We start from the raw sequence: 17,478 nt of genomic DNA, 5'->3' as shown, positions 1-17,478 counted from the left end.
TAAATTTAGTGCAAGAGAAGCCCTAGTATTCATTCCACAAAGACGCTGTCCCATCCATGGGCGCTTTGAAAAGTACATCCATGTACTTTTAAACTTTGTTCCATGAAACACTAGGACTTCTTTTCAAGACAGAACATACAAAATTTTAGCCAAGACAAGGGCAACAACAATGACAGATAATACGCAAAACCCACAACAAGATGTTAATCAGCAAGAAGAAAACAAACTCATTGCTGAGCGTCGTGCCAAACTTGATCATATCCGCCAAAACTGCAAATCAAATGGTCACCCAAATGATTTCCGCCGTGAGCACCTAGCGGGTGACTTACAAGCCGAGTTTGGTGAGAAGAGCAAAGAAGAGCTAGAAGCTCTAGATACTAAAGTTGCTGTGGCTGGCCGTATTATGGCAAAACGTGGTCCTTTCCTTGTATTGCAAGAGCTATCTGGCCGCATCCAAGCATACGCTGCAAAAGATGTGCAAAAAGATCTGAAAGCAACATACCAAGGTCTAGACATCGGTGACATCATTGGCGTAAAAGGTGCACTGCATAAATCAGGTAAAGGCGATCTTTACGTGAACATGGAAAGCTATGAGCTATTAACCAAAGCACTTCGCCCATTACCAGAAAAATTCCACGGCCTAACTGACCAAGAAATGCGTTACCGTCAGCGTTATGTGGATCTGATTGTAAACGAAGAATCACGTAACACTTTCATCATTCGCTCAAAACTGATCGCGTCAATCCGCAAATTCATGACTGAGAAAAGCTTCCTTGAAGTTGAAACCCCAATGATGCACGTGATCCCTGGTGGTGCGACTGCGCGTCCATTTATCACTCACCACAATGCACTTGATATCGACATGTACCTACGTGTTGCACCTGAGCTATACCTAAAACGTTTAGTTGTTGGCGGCTTTGAGCGTGTATTCGAAATCAACCGTAACTTCCGTAACGAAGGTCTATCACCGCGTCATAACCCAGAATTCACTATGATGGAATTCTATATGGCGTACGCAGATTATAAAGATCTGATGGACTTAACAGAAGAAATGCTACGCACAGCAGCAGTTGAAGTGCTTGGTCAAACTTCTATGCCTTACGGTGAAGACACAGTTGAGTTCGGCGGCACTTATGCACGCATGAGCATGATTGATGCGATCAAACACTACAACCCAGACCATAGCGACATTGCTAACCTAAACGAAGAAACAGTCAAAGATCGTGACTTCATGGTGAAAATCGCTAAATCTGTTCACATTGATGTGGAAGATTTCTGGACATGTGGTCAATTGCTTGAAGAGATCTTTGGTGAAACTGCAGAGCCACAACTTCTGCAACCAACTTTCATCACAGGTTACCCAGCAGACATATCGCCACTTGCGCGTCGCTCTGATGACAACCCATTCTTTACTGATCGCTTCGAGTTCTTCATCGGTGGTCGTGAAGTGGGTAATGGTTTCTCTGAGCTTAACGATGCAGAAGATCAAGATGCACGCTTTAAAGCGCAAGTTGATGCGAAAGATGCTGGTGATGATGAAGCTATGTACTATGACGCAGACTACATCACAGCGCTTGAGCACGGCCTACCGCCAACAGCAGGTCAAGGCATTGGTATCGACCGCCTTGCAATGCTATTTGCCAATGCGCATACAATCCGTGATGTGATTTTATTCCCAGCGATGCGTCCACAAGCATAATCTAAGCAAAATAGATTAGAATACTAAACCACCAGTTTGAGTTATTTCGCTGGTGGTTTTTTTATGCTTTTGAATTTTTATTTCGCACTCATCAGCAAAGCTTAATAAAGTATCTATGATCAACTCTGTTTGCGTCAGATGGATCAAATGTCCTTCACCTTCTAACTTGATCACCTCAAGATCAGACTTGTTAAATAACTCCTTGGCATAATCGGCGCTTTGCGGACGGACTAAGTCATCATCCATCCCTTGGATCACTTTGATCGGGATTTTCAAATCCGCATATTTGGCATTTAAATTTTTTAAGCTTGTAGATAATGCCTGAACTTCTTGGTTTGAGTAATAAAGTTTATTCGACATTATGGCTTTTGGAAGCATGCCTCCGATTTGATTAAACCAACGTCCACGGGCAAGCTCGGATTCTAAATCACCTGCAAGGATAAGCATTCCTTCAACAATATCTGAATTATCATACGCAAGTTTAGGCACGAGTGAGCCGCCATAAGAGTGACCAATTAAAATGATCGGTTGCTTGGTTTGTTTCGCAAGCTCACGCAGTGCGGGATCAATTAGCTTGGATTGGGCTTCCAAACTTGCAGGGAACTCATCTAACGCATCAGGGTAGCCAGATTTTCCCCATCCTGGTCTATCTAGCGCATAAATAGCATATTCTTGGGCAAGTTTATAAGAGAGAAAGTAGGGCGCAAAAGCTTGCCAAGAGCCAGGCGTACCATGCACAAATACAAGATTTACCTTGCCAGGGTTTGGCCTTGCTGCAAAGTGAATTTGATAGTCTTCAAAGTCAATATCTTGTTGCTGCAAAATAGGGTCTTGCAAGAGCTCGTCAGCCAAGGCTTGATTCTCTTTCACTTCTTTAGGCATTGAGCATGCAGATAAACCACATAAAAAAAATAAATGTGAAAGGCGTTTCATCCGTGTACCTTATTTATAAATAGGTATTAATTTTAAGAGTTTGCCTAAAGATTAAGCCTAGGCAAAATTTAAAATTTAAACTTGTGATAAGCGTAAGTTTTTTGATGTAACCTCTGAGTTTTTCTAAATTATTTCATCGAATAGATACGACAAAAGCCATTTTGTTAGAAAACAAAGGTGATTTTAGGAGCTTGCAGGTATAATAGGCGTATATTCTTAAAGAAGACTTAAACTATGACACAAACCAACAACCCTTTGCATGGGGTCAAACTTGAGAAAATCGTTACTGATCTTGAAGGGCATTATGGCTGGAAGCAGCTTGGAGAGATGATTAATATTCGTTGCTTTACCCATGATCCAAGCGTTAAATCGAGCCTGAAGTTTTTACGTCGCACGCCTTGGGCAAGAGACAAAGTGGAAGCTTTATATATAGATACTTTTGTCAATCAAGATTAATCGCTGCCACAAAGTAATTAAAATAAAAAAGGCTCCGCGCTGCAAAGCATACGGAGCCTTTTTTGTATTGGTTAGCTTTTAACTAAGCTTAAGCTCAGGGCATTAACCTAGGTTAGCAAATGCACGCAATGCTTCTGCTTTGTCCGTGTTTTCCCAAGGGAATTCTTCACGGCCAAAGTGACCATAAGCTGCTGTTTTCTTATAGATAGGTTGCAGCAAGTTAAGCATTTCTTGTAGGCCATATGGACGTAAGTCAAAGTGTTGGCGAACCGCTTCAATGATGATGTCTGATGGTACTTTTTCAGTGCCAAACGTTTCAACCATGATAGATGTTGGATCTGCTACACCGATGGCATAAGAAAGTTGAATTTCACAACGATCCGCAAGGCCAGCCGCAACAATGTTTTTCGCAACATAACGCGCTGCATAAGCTGCACTACGGTCAACTTTTGATGGATCTTTACCAGAGAAAGCACCACCACCGTGACGCGCTGCGCCGCCGTAGGTATCAACGATGATCTTACGACCCGTCAGACCACAGTCACCCATAGGGCCACCAATAACAAAACGACCGGTTGGGTTGATAAAGAATTTAGTTTCTTTGTTGATCCACTCGCTTGGCAATACAGGTTTGATGATTTCTTCCATCACGCCTTCACGTAGTTTTTCAGTCGTGACTGAATCACAGTGTTGCGTCGATAGAACGACTGCATCGATACCAACGATTTTACCTTGGTCATACTGGAAAGTGACTTGAGATTTTGCATCTGGGCGCAAGAAGTCAAGTTTACCGTTTTTACGTACTTCAGCTTGTTTTTGAACAAGTAGGTGAGAGTAAGTAATAGGTGCAGGCATAAGCACTTCAGTTTCGTTACATGCATAACCAAACATGATGCCTTGGTCGCCAGCGCCTTGATCTTTCGGATCAGCTTTATCAACACCTTGGTTGATGTCAGGTGATTGTTTACCGATAGTGTTTAACACTGCGCAAGAGTCAGCATCAAAGCCCATATCAGAATGCACATAACCGATTTCACGAACCGTTTCACGCGTTAGCTCTTCAATATCAACCCAAGCAGAAGTAGTGATTTCACCGCCAACCATAACCATGCCAGTTTTAACATAGGTTTCACACGCAACGCGTGCTTTTGGGTCTTGCTCTAAAATTGCATCAAGAACGGCATCAGAGATCTGATCCGCGATTTTATCTGGGTGACCTTCTGATACTGATTCAGAGGTAAAAAGATGCTTAGACATAAAAATAGGCTCCACTCATTTAGCTTGATGCGCAAAGCTTACGAGCACATCAATTAGAGGTAAAAAAAGGTGCACACAAACCAATGCGCACCTTGATATAAAATTTGTGTCACACCAAGCGTTCAACGCTCACCTTATCAAGCTCTATTTCTTGAAAGCTATATCCATATCTAGAACAAGGTGTGTGGGTGTTTTGACTTCTAGACGTCTATTTTAAGGATGAAATCCAAAATCGCAAGCTTATTTAACAAAAAAAGCAAAAAAATGATGTTTTATTGTTCAGTTTAAAAAGATTAGAGCTTTGTATCGTGCAATGATGAGTGACTCTCTCTGATTTAATTAGCGGTATTTGGGTGAAAAGGGGGTTAATCAAGGCGTTAATGAATCGAATGATTGTACACATAATAAGAAGAAGCTCACAATGAAATACGCCTGATAAGCCTCTTACACACTGAATTATGCAAAAAAGCGACGAAAATTAGATTTAAACTTGACGAATTGAATTGATTTTATTGCGATTTAGTTATTGCTTTGCGACAATAGCGAACAATTAAAGATTGAGCTGTTTAGGCGAGTTCGTTTTTTTAAAAGCTTGGCTAAACGTTTGCTTGATCTCTTTTCTACCAATCGCTCACTTTGAGGAATAGACATGGCGTCTCGTAAAGATTTAGCAAATGCAATCCGCGCTTTAAGCATGGACGGAGTTCAACAAGCAAATTCAGGTCACCCTGGTGCACCTATGGGAATGGCTGATATTGCAGAAGTGCTGTGGCGTTCGCACCTAAAGCATAATCCGCAAAATCCGAATTGGACAGATCGCGATCGTTTTGTACTGTCAAACGGCCACGGATCAATGCTGATTTACTCTCTTCTTCACCTTTCTGGTTATGATCTTCCTCTTTCAGAGCTTAAAAACTTCCGCCAACTTCACTCTAAAACTCCAGGTCACCCTGAATACGGTTATGCACCGGGCGTTGAAACGACGACTGGGCCACTAGGTCAAGGTATCACGAACGCTGTTGGTATGGCGCTTGCTGAGAAATCATTGGCAGCGCAATTTAACCGTGACGGTCATGACATTGTTGATCACTTCACTTATGTTTTCCTAGGCGATGGCTGCATGATGGAAGGTATTTCACATGAAGCATGTTCACTTGCTGGCACTTTAGGTTTAGGCAAGCTAGTTGCATTTTGGGATGACAACGGCATTTCTATCGATGGTGAAGTTGAAGGTTGGTTCTCTGATGACACACCAAAACGTTTCGAAGCGTACGGCTGGCATGTGATCCCAGCTGTTGATGGCCACGACAGTGATGCAATCAATGCGGCGATTGAAGCGGCAAAAGCTGATCCACGTCCAACCCTAATCTGTACTAAAACTGTAATTGGTTTTGGTTCACCAAACAAAGCGGGCACGCACGATTGTCACGGCGCACCACTTGGCGCTGATGAAATCGCAGCAACCAAAGAAGCACTTGGTTGGAAATACGGCGCGTTTGAAATCCCTGAAGATATTTATAGCGAATGGGATGCAAAACAAGCAGGCGCAGCAAACGAAAGTGCATGGGAAGAAAAATTTGCAGCTTATGCAAAAGCTTACCCAGAGCTAGCAGCAGAATACAAACGCCGCATGGCGGGTGACTTGCCACAAGAGTGGGAAGAAAAAGCAACTGCTATCATCAATGATCTGCAAGCAAACCCTGCAAACATTGCATCACGTAAAGCGTCTCAAAACGCACTTGAAGCTTTCGGTCAAATGCTTCCTGAGTTTATGGGCGGCTCGGCTGACCTTGCTCCATCAAACCTAACCATGTGGTCTGGTTCTAAATCACTGACTGCTGACGATGCTTCAGGCAACTACATCCACTACGGTGTGCGTGAGTTTGCGATGACAGCTATCATCAATGGTATCGCACTACACGGTGGCTTTGTTCCTTACGGCGCAACCTTCTTGATGTTTATGGAATATGCACGTAACGCTATGCGTATGGCTGCATTGATGAAAATCCAAAACATCCAAGTGTATACCCATGACTCTATCGGTCTGGGCGAAGATGGTCCAACTCACCAACCTGTTGAGCAAATGGCAAGCTTACGTCTAACACCAAACATGAGCACATGGCGTCCTTGTGATCAGGTTGAATCTGCGGTTGCTTGGAAACTTGCAATTGAGCGTAAAGATGCACCAAGCTCACTTATTTTCTCGCGTCAAAACTTAGCGCAACAAGAGCGTAGCGCAGAGCAAGTTGCAAACATTGCTAAAGGTGCTTACATCCTTAAAGATTGTGACGGCAAACCTGAGCTTATCTTGATTGCAACAGGCTCTGAAGTTGAGCTAGCAGTTAATGCAGCGGCTGAGCTTAGCGCACAAGGCACAAAAGTTCGCGTTGTGTCTATGCCATCAACAGATGCATTTGATAAGCAAGATGCAGCATACCGCGAGTCTGTCCTACCATCTGATGTGACTGCACGTATCGCAATTGAAGCAGGTATTGCTGATTTCTGGTACAAGTATGTGGGTCTAAACGGTCGCGTGATCGGTATGACAACATTTGGTGAATCTGCGCCAGCAGGTGAGCTATTCAAGATGTTCGGCTTTACAACTGAAAATGTTGTGAGCACTGCAAAAGAGCTTCTTGCGTAAGTAGAAAAGGCCATATCCATGAATAATTAATGGGTATGACTACTTAAATAAGCATTAAAATTTAAGCCATCTCAACCACGAGGTGGCTTTTTTGTATTTTTATTCTCCAAAAAATCTTCATGTTTTCTTCATTATGTCAACTTAACGCGCTTATTTTAGCAACAATTAAACCTATCAATTGTTAAAATATCGATCCAAATCGCAATCTAAATGTTAATGCTTATCATATATATTTAATATACTTGCAAATTCGGTATCAATCTGAATAATAATGCAAACGAAATTAATTATCATTTAGATTAAAAGGAATTTATACATGTTCACTCAAAAGCCGAGACTTGCTGCATTAAGCTCTGCAATCTTAGTTTCTCTTTCTTCTCAATCTTTTGCTGCTGATGAAACTATGGTCGTAACGGCCTCAGGTTTTGAACAATCACAAGCAGATGCTGCGGCAAGTATCAGTGTGATCACGCGTGAAGATCTTGAAAAGAAATATTATCGTGATGTGACTGATGCCTTGCGTGATGTACCTGGGGTCACCATTACCGATGGGGGTGATGGTACAGATATCAGCATGCGTGGTATGGGCTCTGCATATACTTTGATTTTGGTTGATGGCAAACGCCAAAACTCTCGTCAAACACGTCCAAATAGCGATGGCCCTGGTATCGAACATGGTTGGTTGCCACCACTTGAGGCGATTGAACGTATTGAAGTTGTGCGTGGTCCTATGTCAACCTTATATGGCTCAGAAGCTATGGGGGGTGTGATCAACGTGATCACGCGTAAAGTTTCTAAAGAGTGGTCTGGTAATGTCAGTGTTGATGCGATCATTCAAGAAAGCAATGAATCTGGGAATCAGTACGGCAGTAATTTTTATCTTAATGGCCCATTAATCGACGACAAGCTAGGACTTCAGCTTTATGGTCAATATGTGCAACGTGATGAAGATGAAATCATTGATGGTTATGAAGATAAAAGCATTCAGAGTCTAACTTCTAAGTTTAATTACCGTTTAAATGACTCAAATGATCTGATTTTTGAAGCGGGTATTAATGAGCAAAATCGCTCTGGTACCGTTGGCAAAACAATTGAACATGAATTTAATGATGCCGGAGTCGATGAAGCAGAAGATAGTGAAAACAACTATCGTCGTAGCCATTACTCTTTGACTCACCAAGGGCAATATGGCTTTGGTATGTCTGATTCTTATGTTCAATATGAGCGTACAGACAATGACTCACGCGATATGACAATTGAGAACACTGTGGCTAAATCAACTTGGACATTGCCACTTAATGCTCATTTCTTAACAGTCGGTGGTGAGTATAAGTATGAAAAACTGACCGATGAAGGCAACCAAAATTCAAACTCTGATCTAAGCAAAATTGATAGCAGTGCAGGTGCGCTCTTTATTGAGGATGAATGGGCGATTACCGATACCTTTGCGGTAACTTCAGGGGTTCGTTTTGATTATGACGAGGATTACGAAGAGCACTTTAGTCCACGTATTTACGGTGTTTGGCATACAACCGAAGAGTTAACGATTAAAGGTGGTGTGTCTACCGGCTTTAAAGCGCCAGACTTACGCGCGAAAACGCCAAACTGGGTGCAAGTCAGCCGTGGTGGTAATATCTATGGTAATGAAGACCTTGAGCCAGAAAAATCAATTAACTATGAAATTGGCGCACTCTTTAATAATGATTATGGCATCAATACCGGTGTAACTGTCTTTTATAATGAGTTTGATGACAAGATCACACGTGTTGCCTGCCCAACAGATGTTTGTACGGATGGGGTGAATGATTATGGTAGCGATCCAACTTACCGAGTGAATGTGGACGAAGCAATCACTAAAGGTGTGGAAGTCACTTTTGAAGCGCCAATTACTGAAACCATCAGCATGAATTCTAGCTATAGCTATACCTACTCAGAGCAAAAATCTGGTGAGTATAAAGGTGAGCCGCTAAACCAAATTCCTGAGCATTTAGCTAACTTAGGGCTAGATTGGCAAGTCAATGAAAAGACTTCTACATGGGGTAAGGTGACTTACCGTGGTGAAGAAAGTCAACCAACAACAGGGCCATCTAGCGATAGCTTGATTGCACCGGATTACACATTTGTGGATATGGGTATCAACTATAAAGTGAATCAAAATACAAAACTCAAAGCCGCTGTGTATAACCTATTTGATGATGAAATTACAGCCGATGAATATGGTTATGTTGAAGATGGTCGTCGCTATTGGGTTGGATTAGATGTTAACTTCTAATTAAATTTTTACATTTTCCATATAAATGCCTCAATTGCCGAGTGAGTGAATCGCTCGGCTTTTTTGCATTTTGAATTAAATATAAATAGTCAATGACACAAGTAGGGAGAACTTAAAATAACACAGAAAAAATGTATCAATTCATGTCTAAACCATTTCATAACTATGGTTTCAAGTCAAATTTAAGTGTTTCTTTTATATGCACTTAATTGTTTGGATTGCTTTATCCTCGATCTAGATCTCAATATAAATACAAATGAGATATATTTCTATTTACAAGGTTGAACTTTTTTAAGACCTTATGAATAATAATGAAAATAACATTTATTCTCATTTAATCTAAAGGATTTGATATGTACTCCCAGAAGCCGAGTTTAGCTGTACTCGCCTCAGCTGTTATCTTCTCTCTCTCGAGTCAAGCCGCGCTTGCAAATGTTGATGAAACTATGGTTGTGACAGCATCAGGTTTTGAACAAGCACAAATTGACGCTGCTGCAAGTATTAGTGTTGTGACCCGTGAAGACCTAGAAAAAAGATATTATCGTGATATTACAGATGCGCTACGTGATGTACCGGGCGTGACAGTGAGTGATGGCGGCGATAATACAGATATCAGTATCCGCGGTATGGGCTCTGCATACACACTTATCTTGGTTGATGGTAAGCGTCAAAACTCACGTGAAACCCGTCCAAATAGTGATGGCCCTGGGATTGAACATGGTTTTTTACCACCACTTGAAGCGATTGAGCGCATTGAGGTGATCAAAGGGCCAATGTCAACGCTTTATGGCTCTGATGCGATTGGTGGTGTGATCAATGTGATCACGCGTAAAGTTAGCAACGAATGGTCTGGTAATGTTCAAGTTGATGCTTTGATTCAAGAAGATAGCGATTCGGGCAATCAATATGGAGCGAACTTCTACTTAAATGGCCCACTGATTAAAGATCAAATCGGCATGCAAGTTTACGGTCAATACGTGAGCCGTGAAGAAGATTCAATTCTTAATGGTTTTGAAGATAAAGATCTGCAAAGCTTAACCGGTAAGTGGACCTATCAAGTTGATGATGTTAACACTTGGATTTTAGAATCAGGTGTCAATGAGCAGGAGCGTTCCAGTTCACTCGGTAAAACAGTGGATGATATTGATGATGTGGATGTCAATAACTATCGCCGCGTACATGTAGGTTTAACTCACCAAGGCACATATGACTTTGGTGCATCGGATTCTTATGTTCAGTTTGAGCGAACTGATAACGATAGTCGCGATATTCGTATCGAAAACACTGTCTTGAAAAGTACTTGGACCATGCCTTTTGATTCTCATTTCTTAACCTTTGGTGGTGAGTATGAATATGAGCAGTTAAATGATGATGGCACTAATGGGAATCCAAACTCAGATCTTACTAAGATTGACAACAGCTCTGGCGCACTCTTTATTGAAGATGAATGGATGATCACGGATAGCTTCTTCTTAACTGCTGGTTTGCGGTTTGATTACGATGAAGAATATGACGAGCACTTTAGCCCTCGTGCTTACGGTGTGTGGCATATGACAGATGAATGGACAATGAAAGGTGGGGTCTCAACCGGCTTTAAAGCGCCAACATTACGCCAAAAAACAGCGGGCTGGGCACAGACAAGTAATGGTGGTGACATTTATGGTAACCCAGATCTTGATCCAGAAGAATCAGTTAACTATGAGCTTGGGGTGCTGTATAACAATGACTTTGGGATCAGCTCAGGCGTTACACTCTTCTTTAGTGATTTTGATGACAAGATCATTACCACTGAAAACTGCCCAGACTCAATCTGTGTGAATGATACTGATAGATATAGAACTAATGTTGATGAAGCCGAAACCAAAGGTGTAGAAGTGAACTTTTCATCACCTATCACGGAAACGGTTTCGATGAAATCTAGCTATAGCTACACTGATTCTGAGCATAAAACAGGAGAGCTAAAAGGTAAGGCGCTAACCGAGTTGCCAAAACACCTTGCAAACTTGAGCTTAGATTGGCAGAACACAGATGCATTAAATTCTTGGACACGTGTGACGTATCGCGGTAAAGAGTCAAGTAGCCCATCGACTAAATCAAGCGTAGTCAAAGCACCGGATTATACTTTCGTTGATGTGGGTTTAAATTATCAACTGAACAAAGATACTAAATTAAAAGCAGCGGTTTATAATATTTTTGACGAAGATGTTGATTATGATGAATACGGTTATGTTGAAGATGGTCGCCGTTATTGGATTGGTATGGATGTGAGTTTTTAAGCTCGCGTGCAAAGCTTATCTAACCCGGATCGGTTAATATAATCCTATCGCTTCAAAGCCAAGTGTTGTTTAATGCTTGGCTTTTTGCTATTTATGAATAAAATCATGTTAAAAATGAAAAATTATTAGACAGGGAAAGCGAATGTTAAAAATAGCCATTAATGGTTTTGGCAGAATCGGCCGCAGTGTGCTGCGCGCACTCTATGAAAGCGGCAAAAGTGACAGTATTCAAGTGGTCGCGATTAACGAGCTTGCGAAACCAGAGGCAATGGCGCATCTTTTGCAATATGATTCGACGCATGGCCGTTTTATGCATCAAGTTAGCCATGATCAAGAAAATATATTTATCGAGCACAACTCAAATGCGATCAAAAGCTTAGACTCAATCCGCTTGCTTCACCTTGAGCAGCTTGAGCTTTTGCCATGGAAGAACTTAGAAGTGGATATAGTGCTAGATTGCACTGGCAAATTTGGCTCGCGTGAAGATGGCTTAGCGCACCTCAAAGCGGGCGCAAAGAAGGTTTTATTTTCTCATCCCGGTAGCCCAGATCTCGATAAAACCGTGATTTATGGCGTTAACCATGATGCCTTGGAAGCCAGTGATAAAATAGTTTCCAATGGTTCTTGCACCACCAATTGTATTGTTCCGATTATCAAAATATTAGATGAAAACTTCGGCATAGATTCTGGCACGATAACCACGATTCACTCCTCGATGAATGATCAGCAAGTCATTGATGCATACCATGATGATTTACGCCGTACGCGCGCTGCAAGCCAATCCATTATTCCTGTGGATACCAAATTGCACAAAGGTATCGAGCGCATCTTCCCTAAGTTTGAAAATAAATTTGAAGCGATTTCAGTACGCGTGCCAACGGTGAACGTCACGGCAATGGATTTAAGTGTCACACTTCACAAAAACGTAACACTTGATGATATAAATCAAAAAATGCAACAGGCATCTAAGTGTACATTAGAGGGCATTGTGGACTTCACCCAAGCGCCGCTCGTTTCTAGTGACTTTAACCATGATCCGCATAGCGCAATTGTTGATGGCACCCAAACGCGCGTGAGTAACGGGCATTTAGTAAAAATGCTAGTTTGGTGCGATAATGAATGGGGATTTGCTAATCGCATGCTCGATACAGCGTTAACTATGTATCGTTTATAAACCGTAAATCGATTGCTGCGGCGAATTAATTTCAAGGTGATGATTTTTAAATTATTTTCAAAGCGTAGAATATAAATTGCATAAAAAAGTGCGATTTATTTATTTTTACACTTGAAATAAATATGAATCATCTCCATATTACAACTAGTTAAGTTGTTATTTTTCACAACACATAGATTTTTAATAATCCATTAGAGGACAAAACATGTCTTACATCAAGCTAACTGACCTAGACCTAGCAGGTAAACGTATCTTCATCCGCGCTGACCTTAACGTGCCAGTAAAAGACGGTAAAGTAACTTCAGATGCGCGTATCCTTGCATCTATCCCGACTATCAAGCACTGCCTTGAAGCTGGCGCAAAAGTAATGGTTACTTCTCACCTTGGTCGTCCAACAGAAGGTGAGTACGATGAAGCATTCTCACTACAACCTGTTGTGAACTACCTAAACGACGCGCTTGATTGTGACGTTAAACTTGCGAAAGATTACCTAAACGGTCTTGAGCTAAACGCTGGTGAGCTTGTTGTTCTTGAAAACGTTCGCTTTAACAAAGGCGAGAAGAAAAACGACGAAGAATTATCTAAGAAATATGCAGCGCTTTGCGACATCTTCGTGATGGACGCATTCGGTACCGCGCACCGTGCACAAGCATCAACTCACGGTGTTGGCATGAATGCACCAGTTGCATGTGCAGGTCCTCTACTTGCAAACGAGCTTGAAGCACTAGCAAAAGCTATGGACAAACCAGCACGCCCAATGGTTGCTATCGTTGGTGGTTCTAAAGTTTCAACGAAACTAACAGTACTTGAGTCACTATCTAAAGTTGCTGACCAACTTGTTGTTGGTGGCGGCATTGCAAACACATTCATCGCAGCAGCTGGCCACAATGTAGGTAAGTCGCTTTATGAAGCAGACCTAGTTGGCACTGCGAAAAAACTAATGGACGAGTGTGCAATTCCAGTTGCAACTGACGTTGCATGTGCAAAAGCATTTGATGAAAACGCAGAAGCTGAAATCAAACACGTTTCTGAAGTTCAAGATGACGACATGATCTTCGACTTAGGTCCTGATTCAACTGCAGAACTTGCGAAAATCCTTAAAGATGCAAAAACTATTCTTTGGAATGGTCCTGTTGGCGTATTCGAATTCAAAAACTTCGAAGCTGGTACAGCTGGCATCTCTAAAGCAATCGCTGACTCTGAAGGCTTCTCTGTTGCAGGCGGCGGTGACACACTAGCAGCTATCGACAAGTTTGGCATCAAAGCAGACGTTTCTTACATCTCAACAGGTGGTGGCGCTTTCCTTGAATTCGTTGAAGGTAAAGTACTTCCAGCAGTTGCTATGCTAGAAGAACGCGCAAAAGCATAATAAATAAATTCACGGGCATAAATTTATGCCCGTTTTTAATTTCATCGGTTGGTTCAGGTAAGCTTTATTGATATAATCCAGCCGATCATTCATAGCAAACGGTTTCCTCATCCTTGTCTATACTTGTATGAAAGCCTCATTTGCAAGAAAAACCATGAAAAATAGGACTAAATCCATGTCTAAGATCTTCGATTTTGTAAAACCTGGTGTTATCTCTGGTGATGACGTACAAAAAGTATTTGAAGTTGCTAAAGAGAACAAATTTGCACTTCCAGCGGTAAACGTTGTAAACACTGACTCAGTGAACGCAGTACTTGAAGCAGCAGCTAAAGTTAAAGCGCCTGTAATCGTTCAGTTCTCTAACGGCGGTGCTGGTTTCTTCGCTGGTAAAGGTCTAAAACTTGAAGGTCAAGATGCTCAAATTCTTGGCGCTGTTGCTGGTGCAAAATATGTTCACGCGATTGCTGAAACATATGGTATCCCAGTGATTCTACACACTGACCACGCTGCGAAAAAACTTCTTCCTTGGATCGACGGTCTACTTGACGCTGGTGAAGAGTTCTTCGCTCAAACTGGTAAGCCTCTATTCTCTTCTCACATGCTTGACCTTTCTGAAGAGTCACTAGAAGAGAACGTTGAAACTTGTGCGAAATATCTAGAGCGCATGGCTAAAATGAACATGACAATCGAGATCGAACTTGGTTGTACTGGTGGTGAAGAAGACGGCGTAGATAACTCTCACATGGACGCATCTGAGCTTTACACTTCTCCAGAAGACGTTGCATACGCATATGAGAAACTAAACGCAGTTAGCCACCGTTTCACTATCGCAGCATCTTTCGGTAACGTACACGGTGTTTATAAGCCAGGTAACGTTGTACTTACTCCAACTATCCTACGTGATTCTCAAGCATACGTTTCAGAGAAATTTGGCCTACCAGCTAACTCTCTAAACTTCGTATTCCACGGTGGTAGTGGTTCAACTGAAGCTGAAATCCAAGAGTCTATCGGTTACGGTGTTATCAAAATGAACATCGATACAGATACACAATGGGCTAACTGGGATGGCGTTCGTGCATACGAAGCTGAAAACCACGATTACCTACAAGGTCAAATCGGTAACCCAACTGGTACTGATGCACCAAACAAAAAATACTATGATCCACGCGTATGGTTACGTGCAGGTCAAGCGTCAATGGTTGCACGTCTAGAAAAAGCATTTGCTGATCTAAACGCAATCGACGTACTTTAATTTATCGCTCTTTATTAGAGCTTTAAGTTAGATATCAAACCTCGCTATTTATGGCGGGGTTTTTTTATGCTTGTAAGAACCAAGTCGTTAAATAAGCTCATAAAACCAAACTGAATCTTGTTATTAAAAAGTTAAAAAAACAAATTTAAATATTTATTAATCCCTTAAAAAACTATATATTAGTGAGATAGGTCACACTTGCTCTTAAAGGGAAGCGAATCGTTCATTAATGCAGCAATGGGTGGGCCAATAAACTTTTATACAAGCCTCAAAATTTAATTAAGAAGGGAAAGCGCATGACTAAAGAAGTTGAATCCGTCGTAAGCGATACGATTTCAGATGCCGCATCTATTGTTCCACATATTGGGCAGTGGCTGACGGATAACAGTGGCATGATTATTCAATATAGTGTCAATATCATTTCAGCACTGATTATCCTATTTATTGGTAATATCATTGTCAAAACCATCAGCCGTAGTGTTGAAAAAATAATGAATAAAAAGCAAATGGACCCGGCCGTGGTGCATTTCATTGGTAGCCTTGTTCGTTACCTATTATTCGTTATCGTACTAATCGCAGCACTTGGTCGTGTTGGCGTTGAAACCGCGTCAGTGGTTGCGGTACTCGGTGCGGCAGGTTTAGCCGTTGGTCTTGCGCTACAAGGTTCACTTTCAAACTTTGCTGCTGGCGTATTGATCGTTGCTTTCCGTCCATTTAAATCTGGTGATTTTGTGGAACTTGCAGGCGTGAGCGGTACAGTTGAGTCAATTCAAGTTTTCCAAACCATTCTTAAAACAGCAGACAACAAAATGGTTGTCGTACCAAACGGTACAGTTATTGGTTCGCCAATGACTAACTATTCTAAGCATCCAACTCGTCGTATCGACCATGTGATTGGCGTGTCTTACAATGCTGACCTTAAAAAGACAAAAGAAGTTATCGCACGCGTATTAGCTGCGGATGAGCGTATTCTTAAAACGCCAGAGCCAACAATTGGTGTGGTTGCGCTTGCTGATTCCTCAGTAAACTTTGTTGTTCGCCCTTGGGTGAAAACTGCTGACTACTGGCCGGTATACTTTGATTCGCTACAAGCAATTAAAGAAGAGCTAGATAAAGAAGGTATTGAAATTCCATTCCCGCAAATGGATATTCACATGAATCAAGTATCAAACTAATATAATCTAAAGTTAATTAGTTGAGAAAAGATACAAAGATCTAATATTTAAAAGGTGCCTAGTGCGCCTTTTTTTTATTTTGTTAAACTGCGTCCAGTTTGCATTTTTATGCATATTTATTTTTATAAAATACAAGGGGATATGCACAATGAATAAAAAGCTATTAGGCCTTATTTTAACCGCAATGCTAATCAGCTCGCCATTGCAAGCTCAAGAGGGGCAATCGGTACTGCGTACTTCTGGTTTTGGTATGGTCACTGCAAAACCGGATATGGCGACATTTTCTGTGGCAGTTGATGCGACTAAAAATAGTGCTAAAGATGCGAAGCAAGAAGTCGATCAGGTTGTCACTAGTTTTTTAGCTGAACTTGAAAAAGCTGGGATAGATAGGGCTGCGGTAACGAGTGGTAATATCAATATTATGCCACGTTACAACAACACAGATGGTAAGCGTGAGTTAGTGGGTTATCAAGGTGTTCGTCAAGTTATAGTTAATGTTTATGATATTGAAAACCTAAATAAATATTTAGATGTCGCATTGGATGCGGGAATTAATCGGATCGATCAAATTGAGCTAAAAATTAAAGACTCAACCTTATACCAACAAAAAGCCCGTCGCCTTGCGATTGAAGATGCACAGCAAAAAGCAAAAGCAGTCGCAAATGGTTTTGACAGCCAGATTTCAGGCATTGTGAGCATTGATTATCAAAGTAACTCATATCGCCCAATTATGCCAAAAGCTGTCATGGCGATGGAAGCGCGAGCAAGCGCGGATGCAAGCTACCAAGATACCATGTTAGATATCTCGGATACGGTGAATGTGGAATATAAGATTGAACCAGAAAAACTAAGCAAGTAAAGCGTACAGGTTGGAGAGAGGTTCGGTCAGTCTTGAGGTATTTGTTGCTTAAGAAATAAATTAGCCCCTTGTTTTGATGATTAAAAACAAGGGGCTAATGATTTATATGACA

12 protein-coding genes are annotated in these 17,478 nt (G+C 41.5%); 10 read left to right on the top strand and 2 right to left on the bottom strand.

Features of this window, described 5'->3' with window-relative positions; genetic code table 11:
• Positions 1 to 169 precede the first annotated feature (169 nt).
• The gene (gene lysS, locus AC2VOY_RS03925) at positions 170 to 1,699 is read left to right on the top strand and encodes a lysine--tRNA ligase (RefSeq protein WP_491832358.1); all 1,530 of its coding nucleotides are present in this window, start codon (positions 170 to 172) and stop codon (positions 1,697 to 1,699) included.
• A gap of 15 nt (positions 1,700 to 1,714) precedes the next feature.
• On the opposite strand, the gene AC2VOY_RS03920 is transcribed toward lysS, so the two are convergent.
• Positions 1,715 to 2,632 carry an alpha/beta fold hydrolase gene (locus AC2VOY_RS03920; protein WP_491832356.1) on the bottom strand — a complete coding sequence of 306 codons (918 nt, stop codon included), beginning with the start codon at positions 2,630 to 2,632 and terminating at the stop codon, positions 1,715 to 1,717.
• Positions 2,633 to 2,866: 234 nt separating this feature from the next.
• On the opposite strand from AC2VOY_RS03920, the gene AC2VOY_RS03915 reads away from it, so the two are divergent.
• Positions 2,867 to 3,088, top strand: coding sequence for a VF530 family protein (locus AC2VOY_RS03915; RefSeq protein ID WP_491832354.1), 222 nt, complete (start codon positions 2,867 to 2,869; stop codon positions 3,086 to 3,088).
• A 102-nt stretch (positions 3,089 to 3,190) separates the two neighbouring features.
• Here AC2VOY_RS03915 and metK read toward each other — a convergent pair whose 3' ends face one another.
• Positions 3,191 to 4,345: a methionine adenosyltransferase gene (metK, locus tag AC2VOY_RS03910; RefSeq protein ID WP_491832352.1), complete on the bottom strand. Its 1,155-nt coding sequence runs from the start codon at positions 4,343 to 4,345 to the stop codon at positions 3,191 to 3,193.
• 649 nt (positions 4,346 to 4,994) lie between these two features.
• Here metK and tkt point away from each other — a divergent pair.
• The 8 genes from tkt (at position 4,995) to AC2VOY_RS03870 (ending at position 17,366) form a co-directional block, all read left to right on the top strand.
• Positions 4,995 to 6,989 (top strand): transketolase, encoded by a 1,995-nt coding sequence (tkt, locus tag AC2VOY_RS03905; RefSeq protein ID WP_491832350.1) that lies wholly within the window; start codon positions 4,995 to 4,997, stop codon positions 6,987 to 6,989.
• 316 nt (positions 6,990 to 7,305) lie between these two features.
• A complete protein-coding gene (locus AC2VOY_RS03900; RefSeq protein ID WP_491832348.1) occupies positions 7,306 to 9,261 on the top strand; it encodes a ligand-gated channel protein in 1,956 nt (651 codons plus the stop codon).
• A 353-nt stretch (positions 9,262 to 9,614) separates the two neighbouring features.
• The gene (locus AC2VOY_RS03895; RefSeq protein ID WP_491832346.1) at positions 9,615 to 11,537 is read left to right on the top strand and encodes a TonB-dependent receptor domain-containing protein; all 1,923 of its coding nucleotides are present in this window, start codon (positions 9,615 to 9,617) and stop codon (positions 11,535 to 11,537) included.
• A gap of 142 nt (positions 11,538 to 11,679) precedes the next feature.
• On the top strand, positions 11,680 to 12,711 hold the full coding sequence (gene epd, locus AC2VOY_RS03890) for an erythrose-4-phosphate dehydrogenase (RefSeq protein ID WP_491832344.1): 1,032 nt from the start codon (positions 11,680 to 11,682) through the stop codon (positions 12,709 to 12,711).
• Positions 12,712 to 12,916: 205 nt separating this feature from the next.
• Positions 12,917 to 14,080, top strand: a complete 1,164-nt coding sequence (locus tag AC2VOY_RS03885) for a phosphoglycerate kinase (RefSeq protein ID WP_491832342.1) — start codon at positions 12,917 to 12,919, stop codon at positions 14,078 to 14,080.
• Between the two features lie 175 nt (positions 14,081 to 14,255).
• On the top strand, positions 14,256 to 15,332 hold the full coding sequence (fbaA, locus tag AC2VOY_RS03880) for a class II fructose-bisphosphate aldolase (protein WP_491832340.1): 1,077 nt from the start codon (positions 14,256 to 14,258) through the stop codon (positions 15,330 to 15,332).
• Positions 15,333 to 15,628: 296 nt separating this feature from the next.
• Positions 15,629 to 16,507: a small-conductance mechanosensitive channel MscS gene (gene mscS, locus AC2VOY_RS03875; RefSeq protein ID WP_491832339.1), complete on the top strand. Its 879-nt coding sequence runs from the start codon at positions 15,629 to 15,631 to the stop codon at positions 16,505 to 16,507.
• Between the two features lie 148 nt (positions 16,508 to 16,655).
• Complete coding sequence (locus tag AC2VOY_RS03870) at positions 16,656 to 17,366, top strand: SIMPL domain-containing protein (protein WP_491832337.1); 711 nt, start codon at positions 16,656 to 16,658, stop codon at positions 17,364 to 17,366.
• Positions 17,367 to 17,478: the final 112 nt, after the last annotated feature.

This window comes from Vibrio sp. KMM 9700 (assembly GCF_058545285.1).
Note: the sequence above shows the minus strand (reverse complement) of the source record. Positions and strands in the feature narration are given on the sequence as shown.

Bases quoted from the DNA above. Each gene is read 5' to 3' on its own strand.
- mscS (WP_491832339.1), top strand. From the start codon at position 15,629: ATGACTAAAGAAGTTGAATCCGTCGTAAGCGATACGATTTCAGATGCC.
- AC2VOY_RS03920 (WP_491832356.1), bottom strand. From the start codon at position 2,632: ATGAAACGCCTTTCACATTTATTTTTTTTATGTGGTTTATCTGCATGC.
- tkt (WP_491832350.1), top strand. From the start codon at position 4,995: ATGGCGTCTCGTAAAGATTTAGCAAATGCAATCCGCGCTTTAAGCATG.
- metK (WP_491832352.1), bottom strand. From the start codon at position 4,345: ATGTCTAAGCATCTTTTTACCTCTGAATCAGTATCAGAAGGTCACCCA.
- AC2VOY_RS03885 (WP_491832342.1), top strand. From the start codon at position 12,917: ATGTCTTACATCAAGCTAACTGACCTAGACCTAGCAGGTAAACGTATC.
- fbaA (WP_491832340.1), top strand. From the start codon at position 14,256: ATGTCTAAGATCTTCGATTTTGTAAAACCTGGTGTTATCTCTGGTGAT.
- AC2VOY_RS03915 (WP_491832354.1), top strand. From the start codon at position 2,867: ATGACACAAACCAACAACCCTTTGCATGGGGTCAAACTTGAGAAAATC.
- AC2VOY_RS03870 (WP_491832337.1), top strand. From the start codon at position 16,656: ATGAATAAAAAGCTATTAGGCCTTATTTTAACCGCAATGCTAATCAGC.
- AC2VOY_RS03900 (WP_491832348.1), top strand. From the start codon at position 7,306: ATGTTCACTCAAAAGCCGAGACTTGCTGCATTAAGCTCTGCAATCTTA.
- lysS (WP_491832358.1), top strand. From the start codon at position 170: ATGACAGATAATACGCAAAACCCACAACAAGATGTTAATCAGCAAGAA.
- AC2VOY_RS03895 (WP_491832346.1), top strand. From the start codon at position 9,615: ATGTACTCCCAGAAGCCGAGTTTAGCTGTACTCGCCTCAGCTGTTATC.
- epd (WP_491832344.1), top strand. From the start codon at position 11,680: ATGTTAAAAATAGCCATTAATGGTTTTGGCAGAATCGGCCGCAGTGTG.